Below are 20,019 nucleotides of genomic sequence, written 5' to 3' on the forward strand. Positions count from 1 at the left end.
TTCAGCCGAAGCGGCGGCGGAGCAGGGGCAGCACCTGCTCCCCATAGAGTTTCAGAAAGCGTGCTTGGTCCGGCCCCGGCGCGTGGAAGACGAGGTGGTTGAAGCCGAGCGCCACATACTCGCCGATGCGCTCGACATGCTCCTCGGCGTCATTGGAGACGATCCAGCGGCTGGCGGCGCGCTCCAGCGGCAGGGCATCGGCCAGGCGCTCCATCTCCGCCGGGTCCTCGACCGACATCTTCTCCTCGGGCGAGAGGGCGAGCGCGGCCCAGTGGCGGGTATCCTCCAGCGCGCGCTGCTTGTCGGTGTCGAAGGAGACCTTCACCTCGATCATCCGGTCGTAGTCCGGCTTCGGCGTGCCGGCGGCTTCCAGCCCGGCGGCGAGGTTCGGCAGCAGCGTCTCGGTATAGAGTTCCCGCTTCTTGCCGCTGGTGCAGATGAAGCCGTCGCCGGCGCGGCCGGCATACTTCGCCACCAGCGCCCCGGCGGCGGCGACGTAGATCGGGATCATCGTCCCGGGCCGGTCGTAGATCGTCGCCTTGTCGGTTTTGTAGTACTGGCCCTCGAAGGTGACGCGCTCCTCCGACCAGAGCTTCCGCATCAGCTGCACCGCCTCACGCATGCGGGCGAAGCGTTCCTTGAATTCCGGCCAGGGCGCGCCGGTGGAGGGCACCTCGTTCAGCCCCTCGCCCGTGCCGATGCCGAGGATGACGCGGCCGGGATACATCGAGCCCAGCGTGCCGAAGGCCTGGGCAACGATGGAGGGGTGGTAGCGGAAGGTCGGCGTCAGCACGGAGGTGCCCATCACCAGCCGCTGCGTCCGCGCCCCCAGCGCGCCGAGCCAGACCAGCGAGTTCGGCGCATGGCCGTCGGTATGCTTCCAGGGCTGGAAATGGTCCGAGATGAAGCAGGAATCGAAGCCCACTTCCTCGGCGAGGATGCCGAATTCCAGCAGCTTCGCCGGCGCGAATTGTTCCGCCGAGGCCTTGTAGCCGAGCGTCAGCATGGGCGTGGTTCCCCTAAAGATCGGCCAGCGCCGCCAGCATGGCGTCGCGCGCGGCAACATCGCCCTGGGCATGGACGGGCTGGATGGCGAGATGCGTGGCGCCGGCCGCGAAGTGCCGCTGCAGCCCGGCCTTCACGGTCGCGGCGTCGCCCGAGAGCACCATCGCATCGATGAAGCGGTCGTTGCCGCCATCCTTCAGCTCCTCCTCGGTGAAGCCGAGGCGCAGCCAGTTGTTCACATAATTCGGCAGCGTCATATACCGCGCCAGCTCGGCCCGGCCGAGGGCGCGGGCCTTGGACTTGTCGGTCTCCACGCAGACCTTCTGCTCGACGGCCAGCACCTTGCCGGGGCCGAGGATGGCGGCGGCCTGGGCGGTGTGCTCCGGCGTGACGTTGTAGGGCACGGCGCCATGGCTGCGCTTCGCCGCCAGCTCCAGCATCTTCGGCCCGAGCGCGGCCAGCAGGACCGGCCAGTCCTCCTGCGTATCGGCCTGGATCCCATCCAGATAGGTGCGCATGGCTGGCACCGGCTTGTCGTAGCGATGGCCGCGCACCCCCTCCACCATCGGGATATGGCTGACGCCGAGGCCGAGGATGAAGCGGCCGCAGTGCAGCGCGTTCAGCGTCGCCAGGCCACGCCGGGCGGTGAAGGCGTCGCGGGCATAGATATTGGCGATGGAGCTGCCGACCCGGAGCCGCGTGGTGGAGGCGAGCAGATGCGCCGCCAGCGAGAAGGACTCGTAGCCACGCGATTCCGGATACCAGAGCGTGCCATAGCCGAGCCCCTCCACCCGGCGGGCGAGGGCCATGAGGCCGGGACCATCCAGCTTGTCGGTCGAATACCAGACCCCGAGGCGTCCGAGCTCCATGGCCTACTCCTTCTGGCCGGCAGGATTGCGCCGGGCGGGCAGCCTGTCCACTGGCTCTGGCCTTATGGGCCAAGGCCCCCTAGATCAGGGGCGACGAACCCCAGAACACAAGAGACCCGCCCGTGGACGCCCTGACCCCGGCCGAGCTCTCCGCCACGGCGCCGAACCAGGTTTCGGCCGAGGCGGGGCGCCGGCGCACTTTCGCCATCATCGCCCACCCCGATGCCGGCAAGACGACGCTGACGGAAAAGCTGCTGCTGCGCGGCGGCGCCATCCAGCTCGCCGGCGCCGTGCGGGCCAAGGGCAATGCCCGCCGCACCCGGTCGGACTGGATGAAGATCGAACAGGATCGCGGCATCTCGGTCGCGACCTCCGTGATGACCTTCGAGCGCGGCGGGTTGATCTTCAACCTGCTGGATACGCCGGGCCACGAGGACTTCTCCGAGGACACCTACCGGACCCTGACCGCCGTCGATGCCGCGGTGATGGTGCTGGACGCCGCCAAGGGCATCGAGGCGCAGACCCGCAAGCTGTTCGAGGTCTGCCGCCTGCGCGACATCCCGATCATCACCTTCGTTAACAAGATGGACCGCGAGGCGCGGGACCCCTTCGAGCTGATCGACGAGATCGAGAAGACGCTGGCGCTGGACGCCGCCCCGGTCGCCTGGCCGGTCGGCCGGGCGAGCGAGTTCGCCGGCACCTGGGACATGCTGGCGCGCCATTTCCTCCCCGTCGATGCGGATGACCGGTCGGCCGTTGCGCTCTCCGGCCCGGACGACCCGAAACTGGCCGAGCTGGTCGGCGCGGAGCGGGCCGCGGCCCTGGCCGAGGAGGTCGGGCTCGCCGAGGCGGCCTGTCCGGAATTCGACCTGGAGGCCTTCCGCCAGGGGACCCTCACCCCGGTCTTCTTCGGCAGCGCGCTGCGCGATTTCGGCATCGGCCACCTGCTGGACGGCCTCGCCCGCTACGCCCCGCCGCCGCAGAGCCGCGCCGCCGATGCCCGGCCGGTCGAGCCCGGGGAGCCGGCGCTGACCGGCTTCGTCTTCAAGGTCCAGGCCAATATGGACCCGAACCACCGCGACCGCGTCGCCTTCGTCCGGCTCTGCTCCGGGCGGCTGGTGAAGGGGATGCGGCTGAAGCAGGTCCGCACCGGCAAGCAGGTGCCGGTCAACGCGCCGCTCTTCTTCTTCGCCAAGGACCGGCAGGTGGCCGAGGAGGCCTGGCCGGGCGATGTCGTCGGCGTCGCCAATCACGGCACCTTGCGCATCGGCGACACGCTGACCGAGGGCGAGGCGATCAACTTCCGGGGCGTCCCGAGCTTCGCGCCGGAGATCCTGCGCCATGTGCGCCTGGAAGATCCGATGCTGGCGAAGAAGCTGAAGACGGCGCTCGCGCAGCTTGCCGAGGAAGGCGTGGTGCAGCTCTTCCGCCCGCTGGACGGCTCGAACCCCGTCGTCGGCGTGGTCGGCCAGCTTCAGCTCGATGTGCTGCAGAGCCGGTTGAAGGTCGAATATGGCGTGCCGGCCGGCTTCGACGACACGATGTGGCAGATGATGCGTTGGGTCACCGGTGAGGATCGCGCCGCGCTCGACCGTTTCGCCACCACCAACCGGCGCGACGCCGGCGAGGATCATGACGGCCAGCTCGTTGCCTTCTTCGGCTCCGACTGGCGGCGCAAGCGGGCCGAGGAGGAATGGCCGATGCTGCGCTTCCATGCGGTGCGCGAGCAGCACGGGCTCGAAGCAGCGAAGCGATAGAGCATTTTCAAGTCCGGCGTGTCCGCCGGACGACTCGGAAAATGCGACCGGACAAAAAGCTAGACTGCTTTCACTTGCGCAGCACAGGTGAAAGCAGTCTAGCGAACGGAACCCGCGCCGCGGGCTGCGTGTTCTCCCTGCGAAGGCCGCACCGGGCAGGACCCGGATGAGGCGGCCAAGCCCGGCCATGCCGGGCCATTCGCCCCCGCTATGCCGGGTGGCCGAACCGCAGGAGAGACCTTGTGACGACAGCGACAGATGCTGCGCTCGCGCAGCTTTCGCTCGACGCCTATGCCAATGCCCCGGTCGCGCTGCCGGCCGGCTTCACGCCCGTGACCAGCCTGCCCGTCACCCTCGGCGCCGGCGAAAGCTTTGCAGGCGGCCTCTACCAGAATGCCAATTCGGCGGCGCTGGTGACGGAGGGCGTGGTGGATGGCCACCAGACCCTGGTCATCGCCTTCCGCGGCAGCGACGATCAGGTGGACAGCCTGAACGACCTGCAGAACATCAATGCCGACTATCCGCATTTCGCCTCGCTGATCCAGGCGGTGGACCAGGCGGCGGCGAGCGGGCGCTACGACCAGGTCGTGGTCACCGGCCACAGCCTCGGCGGGTCGCTCGCGCAGCAATTCATGGCGACGCATCCCGACCAGGCGGGCGTGAGCTATGATGCCGTGACCTTCGGCTCACCGGGCGCGATCCTGCCGGCGGGGGCGGATGCGCGGATCACCAATTTCGTCATCGCCGATGATCCGGCCGTGGCGCTCGGCGCGCATCGGGCGGAGATCGGCGCGGTGTTGCGGTCCGATCCGACGCTGGCGAATCTCGCGGCCGACAAGGCGGCGCAGGAATTCCCCGGCCTGACCCATGACCAGGCGCTGGCGACGCTCGGCAGCCTGACCGTGAACTACGAGAACCGCGGCGATATCGTGCTGCTGCCGGGGCAGAGCGGTGATCTCTCGCCGGCGGCGGATATCGCGGGCCTCACCCAGCTGGATGCCGGGCAGCATGCGCCGGAGCTCTATGCGAGCAGCGTCGCCGCCGCGGCCGCCTCGCCGGAGCCGGAGCTGGTGGTGCCGGAGACGGGGGTGAGCGACCCGCAGCTGCTCGCGCTGCGCAGCATCTATGACAGCGATGGCGGCGACCCGCAGGTGATCCGCTCGCTGCTGGATGGCTGGCGGCAGGATGTGCAGAGCGACATCCATGCCGGGCTGAACGATGCCTTCACCGGCGTGCGGGACGGGCTGGCCGCGCTGGGCCACGACCTGCACCTGATCTAGGGGACCTCCAGCAGCCGCAATATCTCCCTCAGCCATGCGGCCGTGGACTGGCCGTTGGCCGATGGGTCGATATCCGGCTCCAGATGCCGCAGGAAGGCGGCATCGGCGAGGCTGCCCGGATGATCGGCGAGGAAGCGGCGGAGATCGGCGGCGAGGGCCGCACGCTCCGCCGCCGACATGGCCCGCCGGGCCTCGGCCATGATTGCCGCGTCATCGCCGTCCAGGTCGCAATCCTGGTGGAACCAGGCCTGGACGAAGCCGGCCAGATGCGGATAGAGCGCCGACAGCGCTGCTATCCCGCGAAGGGATCGCGCAGCGTGATCGTGTCGTCGCGGTCCGGGCTGGTGCTGAGCAGCACCACCGGCGCCTCGACCAGCTCCTCGATGCGGCGGACATACTTCACCGCCGCCGCCGGCAGGTCGGCATAGGACCGGGCGCCGCGGGTGGAACTGGTCCAGCCCTCCAGCACCTCATAGATTGGCCGCGCCGCGGCCTGCGCACCGGCGGCGGAGGGCAGGCGACGGTAGCTCTCGCCACCAATCGTGTAGCCCGTGCAGATCTTCAGCTCCTCCAGCCCGTCGAGCACGTCGAGCTTGGTGAGCGCGAGGCCCTGGATGCCGCCGGTCTTCACCGCCTGGCGCACCATGCAGGCATCGAACCAGCCGCAGCGGCGCGGGCGGCCCGTCACCGTGCCGAATTCGCGGCCGCGCTCGCCGAGGCCCCGGCCGATCTCGTCCTGCAGCTCCGTCGGGAAGGGACCGCTGCCGACGCGCGTCGTGTAGGCCTTGGCGATGCCGAGCACCATGCCGATGGCATCCGGCCCGATGCCCGCCCCCGCCGCGGCATTGCCGGCGACGGTGTTGCTGCTGGTGACATAGGGGTAGGTGCCGTGGTCGACATCGAGCATGACCGCCTGCGCGCCCTCGAAGAGCACGCGCTGGCCGTTGTGCCGCGTCGCATCCAGCCGCTCCCACACCGCTTCGGAGAAAGGTAGCAGCCGCGGCGCCAGGGCCAGCAGCCCGTCCAGCAACGCCTGCTTCTCGAAGGTCTGGGCGCCGAGCCCGCGCAGCAGGCTGTTGTGGTGCAGCAGCAGCTCGTCGAGCTTGGCCGAGAGCGTCGCCGGTTCCGCCAGATCACACAGGCGGATGGAGCGGCGGCCGACCTTGTCCTCATAGGCCGGGCCGATGCCGCGCCCGGTGGTGCCGATCTTGTCCTCGCCCCGCGCCGCCTCGCGCGCCTTGTCGAGCGCCGGGTGCAGCGGGAGGATCAGCGGCGTGTTCTCGGCGATGCGGAGATTCTCCGGCGTCACCGACAGGCCCTGGGCGGTAACCTTGGCGATCTCGTCCAGCAGCGCCTGCGGGTCGAGCACCACGCCATTGCCGATGATGCCGAGCTTGCCACGCACCACGCCCGAGGGCAGCAGCGAAAGCTTGTAGGTCTGGTCGCCGACGACGAGGGTGTGGCCGGCATTATGGCCGCCCTGGAAGCGCACGACGATATCGGCCCGGCTCGCCAGCCAGTCCACCACCTTGCCCTTGCCCTCGTCGCCCCATTGGGCGCCGATCACCGCGACATTGGCCATTACACGTCGTCCTTGCTGAAAGGCGTGGCGGCGCCGTCGCGCAGGACATGCGTGCAGCGCAGCGCGGCAGGGCTGTCGCCGGGGCCGAGCGCGGCCACCGTGGCGAAGCCCCCATCCCGCAAGGCCGCGGCGGCGGCAGGCGGGGTGCCGAGAGGCAGGAAGAGGCGTGGCCGGGCCGGCGCCGGGCGGGCGGCGCGCAGCACCGCATCCGGGTAGAGGCTCATCCCCGTCGCCGGCTCGTCATTGGCCGAGACATAGCGGCCGCCACGCGCCAGCTCGCCGGTCGCGCCGGGGCCATAGAGGGTGAAGGCGACGCCGACATGGTAGCGGAAGCCGCGGAACTCGACCGGGTCGAGGGTCAGGCGCAGCCCCGGCTCCCGCGCCCTTATGGCGGCGAGGACGGCCGCCGCATTATCGGCGATGGCCCGCGCCGCCGGCGGCAGGTCGGCCGCGGCCAGCGCCGCCAGCGCCCCATCGGCCGGGCCGGCAGCGGCGAGCAGCGGCGGCAGGGCGGCGGCAAGCGGCCCGGCCTGGGCGGCCAGCTCCCCGACTGCGGCCGCATCCTTGCGGTCCAGCGCCCGGGCCAGGCGCTGGCGGAGCACGGGCGGCACGCCGGCCGCCTCCAGCAGGGTCGGCGCCATGGTGGGCAGGGTGATGTCGAGCGAGACGGCGGGGACGCCGGCCCGCGCCAGGGCCTCGGCCGCGACCAGTGCCACTTCCGCATCCGCTTCCGCGGCATCGCTGCCGATCAGCTCGATCCCGGCTTGCGGCAGCTGGCGCTCGGGGGCGAGCTGGGTCCCCCGCACACGGAGCACCTGGCCGGCATAGCAGAGGCGCAGCGGCCGGGCCTGCTGGCCGAGCCGGGTCGCGGCGATGCGGGCGACCTGCGGCGTGGTGTCGGCGCGCAGCCCCATCATCCGCTGGCTGACCGGGTCCATCAGCCGGAAGGTCTGCTCGGCGACCGCGGCGCCGGAGCCGGCGAGGAGGCTGTCCTCGAATTCCAGCAGGGGCGGCTTCACCCGCTCATAGCCATGACCGGCGAAGGCGGCCATCAGCGTCTCGACCAGCGCCGCCTCCCGCTCCGCCTCGGGGGGGAGAAGGTCCATCAGCCCGGCGGGCAAGAGGGCGGGATTGGGCGCGTCGTCGGTCATGCGGGCGCGGGTGTGGCAGGGGGACAGGGGGGATGCAAGGGGCTCGCGCCCCTATTCGTCCAGCGGATAGTCGGCCAGTTCCGGCCGCATCGCCTCGATCACGAAATCGACGAAGGCATCGGGGGCATCGAGGTAGAATTCGCGCCCCGAATAGGCCCCGATCGTGGCTGCGAGGCCCCTCCCCGCCGCCCAGGCAGCCAGCGCCTTCAGATCCTCCCGCGGCGTCTCGCTGAGGAAGGAGACCTGGGAGCGCTGCTTGTCCACATCCCGCCCCGCGGTCTCGCTGCGGCTGAATTGCAGGTCGATATTGGCCCCGGGCTGGCGGAGCCAGATGGCCCGCTCCGTCCGCCGTAGCACGGTGAAGCCGAGCTGGGTGGTGAAGAGCGCCACCACCGTCTCGAAATGCGTTGGGTTCAGCCGGTTGGCGACATGGTTGAAGCGCATGGGGCGGGCTCCGCGGTACTCTCCCCGGCATAGGAGCGCCGGAGCGCCGCGAGGTCGAGACGGCCCATGCCCATCAGCGCCCCCATCACCCGCGAGGCTGGCCGTCAGGCCCGCTCCATCGCCTTCTGGGCCGCGGCCATGTCCATCCACATGATCTCCCAGTGATGGCCGTCCGGATCCTCGAAGCTGCGGCCATACATAAAGCCGTAATCCTGAACCTTGCCCGGATCGGCGCGGCCGCCGGCCCCGGCGGCCTGGCCCACCATCGCATCCACCTCGGCCCGGCTTTCGGCCGAGAGGCAGATCAGCACGCCGCTCGCCGCATGGGCATCGGCGATCGGCTTCTGGGTGAATTGCCGGTATTTGTCATGGGTCAGCAGCATGGCGTGGATGGTCTCGGAGAAGACCATGCAGGCGGCGGTCTCGTCGGTGAATTGCGGGTTCAGCCGCGCGCCCACGGCCTCGTAGAAGGCGATCGACCGCTTCAGGTCGGTGACGGGCAGGTTCACGAAAATCATCTTCGGCATGGACAGGTTCCCCCTTGAACCTTGGCCAGCCTGCCGGAATGAGTTAGAAATAGCAATCATGAAGTCAGAAAAAATAACCTCCAGCGATCCGTCCCGCCGCTGGTACGAGGATGCCTGCGCCGCCGCCCATGCCCTCGACCTGCTGGGGGAGCGCTGGGCGCTGCTGGTGATGCGGGAGCTGATGTTCGGCCCCCGGCGCTTCGGCGAGTTACGCGCCAGCCTGCCCGGGATCAGCGCCAATGTGCTGACCCAGCGGCTGGCCGGGCTGGAGGCGGCCGGGGTGGTGGTGCGGCAGCGCCTGCCGCCGCCGGCCTCGGTCCAGGTCTATGCGCTGACGGACTGGGGGCATGAGAGCGAGCCGATCTTCCAGGCGCTCGGCCGCTGGGCGGCGCGCTCGCCGCGGCATGACCCGACCTTGCCCTTCAGTGCTGCCTCGCTGCTGCTGTCGCTGCGGACCATGCTGGATCCGGGACGGGCCGGCGATCTCGCGGCGCGGGTCGGCTTCCGGCTGGGGGCGGAGACCTATCTGGCGCGGCTGGAAGGCGGGCGGATCGGAATCGCCGCCGGGCCGGTGGAAGGGGCCGACCTCGTCATCGACGGGGCGCCGGCCGTCATCGCCGGTGCGGTCTATGGCGGCCAGCCGCTTGCAGCGCTGGAGGCGGCCGGGGCGCTGCGGATCGAGGGCAACCGGGCGCTGGCGGAGCGCTTCCTCACCCTCTTCCCGCTGCCGCCCAAGGCCGGGTCAGAACAGGGATAGCTGCGGCCCGGCGGGACGGAATTGCGAGGTGTCGAGCGGCAGGCGCGGGCGGTCGAGGCCGAGCCTGGCGGCGGCAAGGCTGAAGCGCTGCCGCAGCAGCGCCGCATAGGGGCCGGTGCCGCGCATCCGCTCGCCGAACTCGGCCTGGTTCAGCCGCCCGCCGCGGCATTGGCGGATCAGGCTCAGCACCCGCGCGGCGCGGTCGGGGGCGTGGGCGCGCAGCCATTCCTCGAACAGGGCTTTGATCTCATGCGGCAGGCGCACCAGCGTCATGCCCGCGCCGGTGGCGCCGGCCGCGGCGGCGGCCTCCAGGATCGGCTCGATCTCGTGGCAGGTGAGGCCGGGGATGACCGGCGCCGCCATCACCGTCACCGGGATGCCGGCCGAGGAGAGGGCGCGGATCGCCGCCAGCCTTCGCCCCGGCGTCGCCGCGCGCGGCTCCATCCGCCGGGCGAGGCTGCGGTCGAGCGTCGTGATGGAAATGCCGGCCCGCGCCAGCCCCGCCGCCGCCATCGGCGCCAGGATGTCGATATCGCGCTCGATCAGCGCCGATTTGGTGAGCAGCCCGACCGGATGGCGGAATTCCGCCAGCACCTCGAGGATGTGCCGCGTCAGGCCCAGGTGGCGCTCGAAGGGCTGATAGGCATCGGTATTGATGCCGAGCATGATCGGCCGCGGCAGGTAGCCGCGCGCCGCGAGTTCCTGCCGCAGCAGCGCCGGCGCATCCGGTTTGTGGAGGATGCGCGTCTCGAAATCGAGGCCGGGCGAGAGGTTCAGATAGGCATGGGTGGGGCGGGCGAAGCAGTAGATGCAGCCATGCTCGCAGCCCCGATAGGGGTTGATGGAGCGGTCGAAGCCGATATCCGGGCTGTCATTGGTGGTGATGATCCGCCGCGCCGCATCGATGCCAAGGCTGGCAGCCTCGCGCGGCGTCCATTCCTCCTCCTCCATCGCGCCCCAACCGTCATCGACGGCATGGCGGTCGGGCAGGCCGAAGCGAGTGCTCGGCCGATTGGAGACGGCGCCGCGGCCTTTCCGCGGCTGCTCGGGCAGGGCGTCGTCGGAGGGCGGCATGGCGCGAGGATAGGCCACCTCACCGGAACATATCAAGAACAATTACTCGTCCGTGGCCGGCCCCGCCTCGACATAGGCCATCAGGTTCTCCAGCCGGTCCGCCTCGCTTGCCGGCTTGTCGGTGCGGATGCGGGCGATGCGGGGGAAGCGCAGGGCGACGCCTGATTTGTGCCGGCCGGAAAGCTGGGCGGCATCGAAGATCACCTCCAGTACCAGGCTCTTCTCCACCTCCCGCACCGGGCCGAAGCGGCTGACCGTATGGTTGCGGATCCAGCGGTCGAGCCAGCCCAGCTCCTCATCCGTGTAGCCGGAATAGGCCTTGCCGACCGGGACCAGCTCCTCGCCGCCCCCTTCCGCCGGGCGCCAGAGGCCGAAGGTGTAGTCGGAATAGAAGCTGCTGCGCTTGCCATGGCCGCGCTGGGCATACATCAGCACGGCATCGATCGAGAGCGGGTCGCGCTTCCACTTCCACCACATCCCCTTCACCCGGCCGGCGAGGTAGGGGCTGTCGGCGCGCTTCAGCATCAGCCCCTCGATCGAGGCGGCGCGCGCGCCGTCCCGCACCTCGGAGAGCTGCGCGACGGAGCCGAAGGCGATCATCGCCGAGAGGTCCATCCGCGCCGGCGCGTGGCGGGCCACCCAATCCTCCAGCCGCCGCCGCCGCTCGTCGAAGGGCAGCGGGCGAAGATCCTCCCCTTCCACGAACAGAAGATCATAGAGCCGGACGCCGACCGGATAGTCGCGCAGCATCTTCGGCCCGACCAGTTTGCGGTTCAGCCGCTGCTGCAGATCGGCGAAGGGCGCCACGACCCCTCCCCCTGGGCCGTCGCGGATCACCAGCAACTCGCCATCGAGCACGGCGTGGAAGTCCATCGCCTCCAGGATCTCGGGGAAGCCGCCGGAGATATCCTCCCCGCCCCGGCTCCAGATGCGCCGGCCTCCCGGGCCGGCGGTGAGCTGGACGCGGATGCCGTCCCATTTCCACTCGGCGCGATAGGCCGCCGGGTCGAGGGCGGCGAGGTCGCGATCCTCCAGCGGATGAGCCAGCATCAGCGGGCGGAAGACCGGGGCGTCGCGCGGGTCGGGTTTTTCCTCCTGGCCTTCCAGCCAACGGAAGATCGGCAGATAGGGCGGGGCGACGCCGTGCCAGATCTCCTCGATCTCCTCGACCGGCTTGCTGGACCATTCGGCCAGCGCCACCCGCGCCAGCCGGCCGGAGACGCCGACCCGCAGGCCCCCGGTGATCAGCTTGATGAGGGCCAGCCGCCCGCCGGAATCGAGCGTATCGAGCCAGCCGGCGATCAGCCCTGGCAGCTCAGCCTTGGGCGTGACCTCCAGCGCCTCCACCACCTCGGAGAGCGTCGGCGGCGAGGCGTTGACGCCGGTGCGCTCCGGCCAGATCAGCGCCACCGTCTCCGCCAGGTCGCCGACATAGTCATGGCTGAGGGCGAGCAGCACCGGGTCGGTGCGGGCGGCAACGAGGTCGCGGATCATCGCTGGCTTGGCAGCGGTGAAGACCAGCTCCTCGGTCAGGGCGGCGAGGCCGACGCCGCGATCCGGGTCCGGCTGGGTGGCGAACCAGTCGCGCAGCAGGGCGAGCTTGGCATTGCGGCCGGGGGTGAAGATCAGCCGCTCCAGCAACTCGGCGAAGGCGGGCAGGCTCATGCCGCGGGGGCCCCTTCGGGCGCCTCGGCCGGGGTCTCGTCCTCATCCTCGCCGAGGCCGACCAGATGGAGCGCCCGGCCGCGGATGCCGCGCAGCGCCAGGGCATGCACCAGCGCATCGTCGCGGCCATGCGTGACCCAGACCTCGGGCGCGCCAACCTCGTCGATGGTGCGGTTCAGCGCGTCCCAATCGGCATGGTCGCTGATGACCATGGGCAGTTCCACCCCGCGGGTCTTGGCGCGCTGGCGCACCCGCATCCAGCCGCTGGCGAGCGCCGTCACCGGCTCCGCCAGGCGCCGGGCCCAGCGATCGGCGATGGCGGAGGGGGGCGCGAGGACGATGGCGCCCTTCAGCTCCGCCTTGTTGGCGACGGTCGCGGGCCGCAGCTCGCCGAGCGGTACGCCGAGCTCCTCATAGAGCCGGCAGAGCGGCTGCTGCGCCCCGTGCAGATGGATCGGCCGGTCCCAGCCGGCGGCGCGCAGCAGGGCGATCAGCCGCTGGCATTTGCCGAGCGCGTAGCAGCCGACGACATGGGTGCGTTCGGGGAAGAGGGAGAGGCTCCGCAGCAGCTTCGCCACCTCATGCGCCGGGTCGGGATGGCGGAAGACCGGCAGGGCGAAGGTGGCCTCGGTGACGAAGACATCGCAGGGCACTGGCTCGAAGGGCAGGCAGGTGGGGTCGGGCTGGCGCTTGTAGTCGCCGGAGACGACGGCGCGGCTGCCCTGCCATTCCATCACCACCTGGGCGGAGCCGAGCACATGCCCGGCGGGGACCAGGCGGATCGTCACCTCGCCCTGGCGCAACACCTCGCCATGGCGCATCGCCTGCTGGCTGGCCCCTGCCCCCTCCCCCATCCGGGCGCGCATGATGGCGAGCGTCTCCGGCGTCGCCAGCACCGCTTGGTGCCCGGGGCGGGCATGGTCGGCATGGCCATGGGTGATGACGGCACGCGCCACCGGCCGGGGCGGGTCGATATAGAAGCCGCCCGGTTCGCAGAGGAGGCCTTCGGGGGTGACGCGGAGCCAGGTCTCGGGGTGGCGCATCTTATCCTTCGGTGGCGGCAAATGCCGCAAGCCGAACTACTTAGCCAACGCCCAGGTTGCCGACAGCCCGTGATCGTGCCGTATAAATCTGGCGCAAACTAGGAATAGACTGTCTGAATTGGCATGCCGATGACGCACGGCTTTCGCCCGACTTCTAGCCTTGTTTTATATGGCATCAGCGCGTCATGACGGCCATCGCCGCCGCGGATCACCTGCGGCCGTTGCGGCCACGACTGCACTGATCCGGCAACTTCGCCCGTTGGCTGAAGACCCTACGGGGGCTCAAGCTCTACAAGGGCATTTGCCAAGCCTGGACGGATGGAGTCCTGCAGGTTCATCTATGACCCGCACTACCAAGTCCCACGACCAAACAGCCAACGGTCGCCTTACCCGCAAAAAGCTACCGTTCGCGCCACCGCTTAGAGCACACTGCATTGTCTGCTAGCGGGATGACGGGATCCCCAACTTAGCCTGGAAGGAATCCAGATGGGTAGGCGTCCGCTTCGCGTTTTAGTCGCTTCTCCAGGGGATGTGGCCTTAGAGCGTGATATTGTATTGTGAAAGATGTCAACACAATCGTCGCTCATCTCCAGCGTGTTTGCTGACAATGCTCTTAAACGGAGGGCGCCACAGTGGAGAAATTCATTATATCAATATCAAGAGCCAAGCGCTTCCTTGGCAGCTTAGCAACCTATAAAATCATTGTTTACCAACAATTTCGGGATTCCGCTGGAAAAATCCAAGCCATTGATGTCGGCTTTGGCAATATTGGAAGCGGGGGAACGGAGATTGTGACGGTTTATCCGAACCGCACGGTAGTTACAGAGGCTTTTTACCTAGAGGTTGTGCATTCTGTAAATTCCGATGACCACCTCGACCGTATGTCGAAATTGCGCGGCCTCGCACCTTTAAAGCTAGGTGAGCAGACGACGAAGGCCACTATTGCGGTCCCAATCGACAGCACTGGGCTGTTACAATACCATATCGATAACGGTGGATTTTTAGGATTTGGAATAACAATCACCCGCGTATGATTGCTGGCGCCAGCGATGCAACTTACAGGTCAATGCGCACTGCCGCGCCCAGAGGTGGCCTAGCCGCGACAGAAGGCGCGAGATGTACATACCTGCCATTACAGAATGTGGCCAGCGCTGGACGTCACAAGTCTATTTCTTGCGTTGGACCGCGCATGGCTGCTTCGGTCTATCGGCTCGTTGTTCGTAACCCCCGTACGGGGGCGGGTCCATGGCCGGCTAGGATATCCTGATGCCGCAGGCGCAACCACTTGGGTGGTGTGTTGGTTGCGGCAAGCAGGGCGGAGCCGCCGCCCGCCCGGAACCCACCCTCCCCCTCCCCGTTCCGGCTTCAACAACGAACCGGGACCCATGCTGCCAACCCCGCGCCGCCGCCTGGAACTCCTCGCCCGTCTCGGCTACGCCGCCCGCGGCGTGGTGAACCTGCTGATCGGCGGCCTCGCCCTGCTCGCGGCCTTCCAGCGGGGCGGCTCGGCCACTGGGTCGAAGGGCGCCCTGCAGACGCTGTTCTTCCAGCCGCTCGGCACCGTCCTCCTCGCCATCGTCGCGCTCGGCCTGTTCGGTTTCGCCGTCTGGCGCCTGTGCCAGGCGGTACTGGATGCCGATGGGCATGGCCGGGCGCCGCGCGCCCTGGTCATCCGCCTCGGGCAGGTGATCTCCGCCATCATCTATGCCGGGCTCGGCGTCTTCGCCCTCGGCCTCGTCATGGGTTGGGGCAGCGGCGGCCAGGGGGAAGAACAATCGGCGCGGGACTGGACCCGGTGGCTGCTGTCGCAACCCTTCGGCCGCTGGCTGGTCGGCGCGGTTGGCCTGGCGATCGGCGGCGCGGGCCTCGGGATGATGGTGAAGGCCTGGTCCGCCTCCTTCGCCCGGCGCCTGGCCTGCGAGGCGGCGACGGCGCGCTGGGTGATACCGCTCGGCCGGCTCGGCTATGCCGCGCGCGGCATCGTCTTCCTGCTGGTTGCAGGCTTCCTCCTGCTCGCCGCCTACCGGACCGACCCGAGCGAGGCCCATGGCCTGGGCGGCGCGCTGCTGTCCCTGCAGGCGCAGCCCTTCGGCCGGGTGCTCTTCGGGCTGGTGGCCTTCGGCCTCGCCGCCTTCGGCCTGTTCGAATTCGCCGAGGCGCGATATCGGCGCATCGAGGCGCCGGGGGACCAGGGCCAGCCCGGCCCGGCCCGCGCCCGCACGGCTTGAGGCCCGGCTTGGGAAATCCGGCATCGGACGCGCCGCAACCCGGCCCGGGGCCGGCCGTTCCCAACCGCGCGCGTCGGGGGGAGTGCGGGAACCCCGCCTCGCCCGGGGCGTCTAACGCGTTCGGGCCCGCAACATAGTCTCTGGGTCAGGGTGCAAGGGGACCGGATGTCGTCAGCGGAGCAGGAGATGGCGGAAGGCGCCCCGGTGGTGGATGCGCAATTCCGCCTGCTCGCCGATCATGCCCCAGTCATGATCTGGCATGCCGGTCCCGACCGTGCCCGCGGCTTCGTCAACCAGCCCTTGCTGGATTTCACCGGCCGGCCGATGGAGGCGGAGCTCGGCCATGGCTGGCTCGAGGCGCTGCATGACGAGGACCGCCCGCGCTGCGAGACCGTCTTCGCCGAGGCCTTCGCCGCCCGCCGCCCCTTCTCCATCGACTACCGGCTGCGCCGGCATGACGGCGCCTGGCGCTGGCTGCTGGACAGCGCCCGCCCCTATTCCCGCGGCGGGCAATTCGCCGGCTATTTCGGCTCCTGCGTCGATGTGACGGAGATGCGCCAGGCGCTGGACGAACGCCGCCAGGCGCTCGCCGAGCGGGAGACGCTGCTGGCGGAGCTGCACCACCGGGTGAAGAACAACGCCCAGGCGACGACCTCCTTCCTCGGCCTCCAGGCCAGCCGGGCGACCAATCCGGAGGTATCGGCGGCGCTGCGTGGCGCGGCGACGCGGGTGATGCTGGCGACGCTGGTGCAGGACCGGATGTTCCGCATCGCCGAGAATGCGGTGATCGACCTCGCCACCGAACTGGCCGCGACGGCGCGCATGGCGCTGGAGGTGGTCGGCCGACCCGGCGTGACCCTGCAGCTGGATGCGGAGGACGGGCTGCTGCTGCCCGTCTCCCAGGCGACGCCCCTCGCCCTCATCGTGAACGAGCTGGTGGTGAATGCGGCGCGCCATGCCTTCGCCGACCGGCCCGGCGGCACCATCCGGCTGGAGCTGCGCCGGGCCGCGCCGGGGCTCGGCGAGCTGATCATCGCCGATGACGGGATCGGCCTGCAGGAAAGCCAGCGGCGCCGGACGCCGCAGGGCTGCCTCGGCCTGCATCTGGTCCCCCGCCTCGCGCGGCAGGCCCATGCCAGCCTGCGGATCGAGGCCGATCACGGAACGACGGCGACCCTGCGCTTCGCCTGCGGCTAAGGCCCATCAGGCAAGGCCGGCGGTTGAGGGCCAGCGAGGGATTTTTCGGCCCCGGAAGGAGGACGGCGCCGCCGATGCCGGTTGCATCGGCAAGCCGGCCGACGCGCCCAGGGCGGCAAAGACCCGACGGTCCGACCCGGTCGGCCTTGCCTAATGGGCCTTGGAGCCTTCCCGAGCGGCACCGGTGCCGCCATATTCCCCGGCGCATGGGAACATTGCCGGAACCATTTGTCGCCTGGTTCGCCGCACGCGGCTGGACCCCGCGGCCGCATCAGCTCGCCCTGCTGCGCGCGGCCGAGGCGGGGCAATCCGCCCTGCTGGTCGCGCCGACCGGCGGCGGCAAGACGCTGGCCGGCTTCCTGCCCAGCCTGGTCGATCTGGCCCGCTCGCCGCGGGCCGGCCTGCACACCCTCTATATCTCGCCGCTGAAGGCCCTGGCCGTCGATATCGCCCGCAACCTCATGGCGCCGGTCGAGGAGATGGGGCTGCCGATCCGGATCGAGACCCGGACGGGCGACACGCCGCAGAACCGCCGGGCGCGGCAGCGGGCCGATCCGCCCAACCTGCTGCTGACCACGCCGGAAAGCCTCGCCCTGCTGCTCGCCCAGCCCGAGGCGGATGAGTTCTTCGCCGGGCTGGGCGCGGTGGTGGTCGATGAGATCCACGCCCTGGCGGGGACCAAGCGCGGCGACCAGCTCGCCCTCTGCCTCGCCCGGCTCGGGCGGCTGGCGCCCGGGGCGCGGCGGGTCGGGCTCTCGGCGACGGTCGCGCATCCCGAGCCGCTGCGGGCCTTCCTCTCGCCGAGCGGCGCGCCGGAGGCGGTGCGGCTGGTGCAGGTGCGCGGCGGCGCAGCGCCGGAGCTCTCCATCACCCTGCCGGAGGGGCGTCTGCCCTGGGGCGGGCATATGGGCCTCGCCTCCATGCCCGAGGTCTATCGGCGCATCCGCGAGGCACGCGTCACGATCGTCTTCGTCAATACGCGGGCCCAGGCGGAGCTCTGCTTCCAGGCGCTGTGGCGGCTGAACGAGGACGGCCTTTCGATCGCGCTGCATCACGGCAGCCTGACGGTCGAGCAGCGCCGCAAGGTGGAGGCGGCGATGGCCGCCGGGAAGCTGCGGGCGGTGGTGGCGACGGCCTCGCTCGATCTCGGCATCGACTGGGGCGATGTGGACCAGGTGATCCAGGTCGGCGCGCCGAAGGGCGTCGCGCGGCTACTGCAACGCGTCGGCCGCGCCAACCACCGGATGGACGAGCCCTCCCGTGCCGTCCTCGTCCCCGCCAACCGCTTCGAGGTGATCGAATGCACCGCGGCGTTGGAGGCGGTGCGGCATGAGGAGCTGGATGGCGACCTGCCGCGGCCGGGCGGGCTCGATGTGCTGGCGCAGCACATCCTGGCCATGGCCTGCCACGCGCCCTTCCACCCGGACGAGCTGTATGACGAGGTGCGGCGGGCAGCGCCTTACGCTGAACTCTCGCGCCGCGACTTCGACGACGTGCTCGGCTTCGTCGAGAATGGCGGCTATGCGCTGCGGGTCTATGAGCGCTTCCGCAAGCTGTTCCGCGATGCCGAGGGCATGGTCCATGTGCGCGACCAGCGCGTCGCCCGCCAGCTCAAGATGAATCTCGGCACCATCGTCGAGACGCCGCTGGTGAAGGTGCGGCTGCGCGGCGGCCCGGTGCTGGGCGAGGTGGAGGAGTGGTTCATCTCCACCCTCGTCGCCGGCGACTGCTTCATCTTCGCCGGCCAGACCCTGCGCTTCGAAGCGCTGGACGGCGTCAGCGCCGTGGTCTCGCGCGGCGGCGAGGGCGAGCCGCGGGTGCCCGCCTATGCCGGCGCCCGCATGCCGCTTTCCACCTGGCTGGCGGCGCGGGTGCGGGAGATCATCCACGACCCGCGCAAATGGCGCCTGCTGCCGGCCCCGGTGCGCGACTGGCTGCGGCTGCAGCAGCACCGATCCATGCTGCCGCCCAAGGACGGGCTGCTGATCGAGACCTTTCCGCGCGGCGGCCGCTGGTTCCTCGTTGCCTATTGCTTCGAGGGAAGGCTGGCGCACCAGACCCTCGGCATGCTGGTGACGAAGCGGATGGAACGGCTGGGCTATGGCCCGCTCGGCTATCTCGCCACCGACTATATCCTCGCCGCCTGGTCGGCCTTCGAGCCCACCGAGGTCGCGCCGCTCTTCGAGGAGGACATCCTCGGCGAGGATCTCGAGGAATGGATGGCCGAGAGCTCCATGCTCCGCCGCACCTTCCGCAACATCGCCACCATCGCCGGGCTGATCGAGAAGAACCACCCGGGCCAGGAAAAACGCCCCCGCCAGATGACCATGAATGCCGACCTGATCTACGACGTGCTGCGCAAGCACGAACCCGACCACATCCTGCTGCGCGCGACGCGGCAGGAGGCGGCGGGGGGCCTCACCGATGTCGCCCGCATTGGCCTGCTGCTGGCGCGCGCCCGCGGCCGCATCATCCACCGCTCCCTCGACCGAGTCTCGCCACTGGCCGTGCCGGCGCTGATCGAGGAGGGGCGCGAATGGGTCGCCGGCGGCGCCGAGGAGGCGCTGCTGGCCGAGGCCGCCGCCCTGGTCGAGGAAGCGACGGATGGCGCCGACATCTTCTCCGAGCTGCTGGCCGATGTGACGGAGGGCGTGCGCATCCGCCCGCGCGACGTGGACAAGCCCCGCCACCGCGAGGGCCGCCCGCGGCACAGCCGCTTCATCCGCAACGCGCCGAAGAGCCTCGGCCGGGCATGAACGCGGCGCCGATCCATCTGGCGGGCGAGCGGCTGATGCTCGATCCGGCCGGGGTGCTGCACTGGCCGGCGCGGCGGACGCTGGTGGTGGCCGACCTGCATCTGGAAAAGGGCAGCGCCTTCGCCGCCGCCGGCCGCTTTCTCCCCCCCTACGACACGCGGGAGACGCTCTCGCGCCTCGCCCTACTGCTGCGACGCTGGCAGCCGGCGCGGATCATCGCCCTCGGCGACAGCTTCCATGACCGCCACGGCGCCTCCCGCCTGCCGCCGGCGGAGCTGGAGACGCTGACCCGGATGCTGGCGGGGGTCGAGATGCTTTGGGTGCTGGGCAACCACGATCCGGAGCCGCCGGAGGGCCTGCCCGGCCAGGCGGCGGAGGAGGTGCGGGACGGGCCGCTGGTCTTCCGCCACCAGGCCCAGCCGCCGGCCTCCCGCTTCGCGGCGCCGGCGGGGGCGGAAATCTCCGGCCATTTCCACCCCAAGGCGACCATGCCGACCCGGGCGGGGGGCGTGACCCGGCCCTGCTTCGTGGTGGATGGCAGGCGGGCGGTGCTGCCGGCCTTCGGCGCCTATACCGGTGGGCTCGACGCGCGGGACCCGGCCATCGCCGGCCTCTTCCCGCGCGGCGCCCGGCTCTTCCTGCTGGGGCGGGAGCGGCTCTACAGCATGCCGGCGTGAGGCAGAG

General features: G+C 70.2%; 18 protein-coding genes. 8 read left to right on the forward strand and 10 right to left on the reverse strand.

Annotation, left to right across the window (positions count from 1 at the left end):
• Position 1: 1 nt before the first annotated feature.
• Both fgd and JMJ55_RS13225 read right to left on the reverse strand, forming a co-directional pair.
• The gene (fgd, locus tag JMJ55_RS13220) at positions 2–1,006 is read right to left on the reverse strand and encodes a glucose-6-phosphate dehydrogenase (coenzyme-F420) (RefSeq protein ID WP_202826009.1); all 1,005 of its coding nucleotides are present in this window, start codon (positions 1,004–1,006) and stop codon (positions 2–4) included.
• 13 nt (positions 1,007–1,019) lie between these two features.
• Entirely contained in the window at positions 1,020–1,874 is an 855-nt protein-coding gene (locus tag JMJ55_RS13225; protein ID WP_202826010.1) for a TIGR03620 family F420-dependent LLM class oxidoreductase, read from the reverse strand.
• 122 nt (positions 1,875–1,996) lie between these two features.
• On the opposite strand from JMJ55_RS13225, the gene JMJ55_RS13230 reads away from it, so the two are divergent.
• Together JMJ55_RS13230 and JMJ55_RS13235 are read left to right on the forward strand one after the other, a co-directional pair.
• Positions 1,997–3,631: a peptide chain release factor 3 gene (locus JMJ55_RS13230; protein ID WP_202826011.1), complete on the forward strand. Its 1,635-nt coding sequence runs from the start codon at positions 1,997–1,999 to the stop codon at positions 3,629–3,631.
• A gap of 242 nt (positions 3,632–3,873) precedes the next feature.
• The gene (locus JMJ55_RS13235; protein ID WP_202826012.1) at positions 3,874–4,911 is read left to right on the forward strand and encodes a lipase family protein; all 1,038 of its coding nucleotides are present in this window, start codon (positions 3,874–3,876) and stop codon (positions 4,909–4,911) included.
• On the opposite strand, the gene JMJ55_RS13240 is transcribed toward JMJ55_RS13235, so the two are convergent.
• The 5 genes from JMJ55_RS13240 to JMJ55_RS13260 all read right to left on the reverse strand — a co-directional run bounded on the left by JMJ55_RS13240 (position 4,908) and on the right by JMJ55_RS13260 (position 8,615).
• Complete coding sequence (locus JMJ55_RS13240) at positions 4,908–5,207, reverse strand: contact-dependent growth inhibition system immunity protein (protein ID WP_202826085.1); 300 nt, start codon at positions 5,205–5,207, stop codon at positions 4,908–4,910. The genes JMJ55_RS13235 and JMJ55_RS13240 overlap by 4 nt on opposite strands.
• On the reverse strand, positions 5,204–6,493 hold the full coding sequence (locus tag JMJ55_RS13245; RefSeq protein ID WP_202826013.1) for an adenylosuccinate synthase: 1,290 nt from the start codon (positions 6,491–6,493) through the stop codon (positions 5,204–5,206). Before JMJ55_RS13245 ends, JMJ55_RS13240 begins: the two co-directional genes overlap by 4 nt.
• Positions 6,493–7,644, reverse strand: a complete 1,152-nt coding sequence (locus tag JMJ55_RS13250) for an ATP phosphoribosyltransferase regulatory subunit (RefSeq protein WP_202826014.1) — start codon at positions 7,642–7,644, stop codon at positions 6,493–6,495. The genes JMJ55_RS13245 and JMJ55_RS13250 overlap by 1 nt, the downstream gene beginning before the upstream one ends.
• Positions 7,645–7,695: 51 nt before the next feature.
• Positions 7,696–8,088 (reverse strand): hypothetical protein, encoded by a 393-nt coding sequence (locus tag JMJ55_RS13255; RefSeq protein ID WP_202826015.1) that lies wholly within the window; start codon positions 8,086–8,088, stop codon positions 7,696–7,698.
• Between the two features lie 104 nt (positions 8,089–8,192).
• Entirely contained in the window at positions 8,193–8,615 is a 423-nt protein-coding gene (locus JMJ55_RS13260; RefSeq protein WP_202826016.1) for a VOC family protein, read from the reverse strand.
• A gap of 58 nt (positions 8,616–8,673) precedes the next feature.
• Here JMJ55_RS13260 and JMJ55_RS13265 point away from each other — a divergent pair, with 58 nt between their 5' ends.
• Entirely contained in the window at positions 8,674–9,372 is a 699-nt protein-coding gene (locus JMJ55_RS13265; RefSeq protein ID WP_202826017.1) for a winged helix-turn-helix transcriptional regulator, read from the forward strand.
• Here the strand turns inward: JMJ55_RS13265 and JMJ55_RS13270 are convergent.
• From JMJ55_RS13270 to JMJ55_RS13280, 3 genes are read right to left on the reverse strand one after another with little or no spacing between them, the layout of a single operon-like run.
• A complete protein-coding gene (locus JMJ55_RS13270; RefSeq protein WP_202826018.1) occupies positions 9,358–10,446 on the reverse strand; it encodes a PA0069 family radical SAM protein in 1,089 nt (362 codons plus the stop codon). The two genes, JMJ55_RS13265 and JMJ55_RS13270, sit on opposite strands and share 15 nt — an antisense overlap.
• A 42-nt stretch (positions 10,447–10,488) precedes the next feature.
• Complete coding sequence (locus tag JMJ55_RS13275) at positions 10,489–12,111, reverse strand: cisplatin damage response ATP-dependent DNA ligase (protein ID WP_202826019.1); 1,623 nt, start codon at positions 12,109–12,111, stop codon at positions 10,489–10,491.
• Positions 12,108–13,154: a ligase-associated DNA damage response exonuclease gene (locus JMJ55_RS13280; protein WP_202826020.1), complete on the reverse strand. Its 1,047-nt coding sequence runs from the start codon at positions 13,152–13,154 to the stop codon at positions 12,108–12,110. The genes JMJ55_RS13275 and JMJ55_RS13280 overlap by 4 nt, the downstream gene beginning before the upstream one ends.
• 632 nt (positions 13,155–13,786) lie before the next feature.
• On the opposite strand from JMJ55_RS13280, the gene JMJ55_RS13285 reads away from it, so the two are divergent.
• The 5 genes from JMJ55_RS13285 to pdeM all read left to right on the forward strand — a co-directional run bounded on the left by JMJ55_RS13285 (position 13,787) and on the right by pdeM (position 20,012).
• Positions 13,787–14,188 carry a hypothetical protein gene (locus JMJ55_RS13285; RefSeq protein ID WP_202826021.1) on the forward strand — a complete coding sequence of 134 codons (402 nt, stop codon included), beginning with the start codon at positions 13,787–13,789 and terminating at the stop codon, positions 14,186–14,188.
• Positions 14,189–14,539: 351 nt separating this feature from the next.
• The gene (locus JMJ55_RS13290; protein ID WP_202826022.1) at positions 14,540–15,382 is read left to right on the forward strand and encodes a DUF1206 domain-containing protein; all 843 of its coding nucleotides are present in this window, start codon (positions 14,540–14,542) and stop codon (positions 15,380–15,382) included.
• Between the two features lie 186 nt (positions 15,383–15,568).
• On the forward strand, positions 15,569–16,579 hold the full coding sequence (locus tag JMJ55_RS13295; protein ID WP_202826023.1) for a sensor histidine kinase: 1,011 nt from the start codon (positions 15,569–15,571) through the stop codon (positions 16,577–16,579).
• A 206-nt stretch (positions 16,580–16,785) separates the two neighbouring features.
• The gene (locus tag JMJ55_RS13300; protein ID WP_202826024.1) at positions 16,786–19,335 is read left to right on the forward strand and encodes a ligase-associated DNA damage response DEXH box helicase; all 2,550 of its coding nucleotides are present in this window, start codon (positions 16,786–16,788) and stop codon (positions 19,333–19,335) included.
• The gene (gene pdeM / locus JMJ55_RS13305) at positions 19,332–20,012 is read left to right on the forward strand and encodes a ligase-associated DNA damage response endonuclease PdeM (RefSeq protein WP_202826025.1); all 681 of its coding nucleotides are present in this window, start codon (positions 19,332–19,334) and stop codon (positions 20,010–20,012) included. The genes JMJ55_RS13300 and pdeM overlap by 4 nt, the downstream gene beginning before the upstream one ends.
• Positions 20,013–20,019 lie beyond the last annotated feature (7 nt).

This window comes from Belnapia mucosa (genome assembly GCF_016775475.1).
Classification (GTDB): Bacteria; Pseudomonadota; Alphaproteobacteria; order Acetobacterales; family Acetobacteraceae; genus Belnapia; species Belnapia mucosa.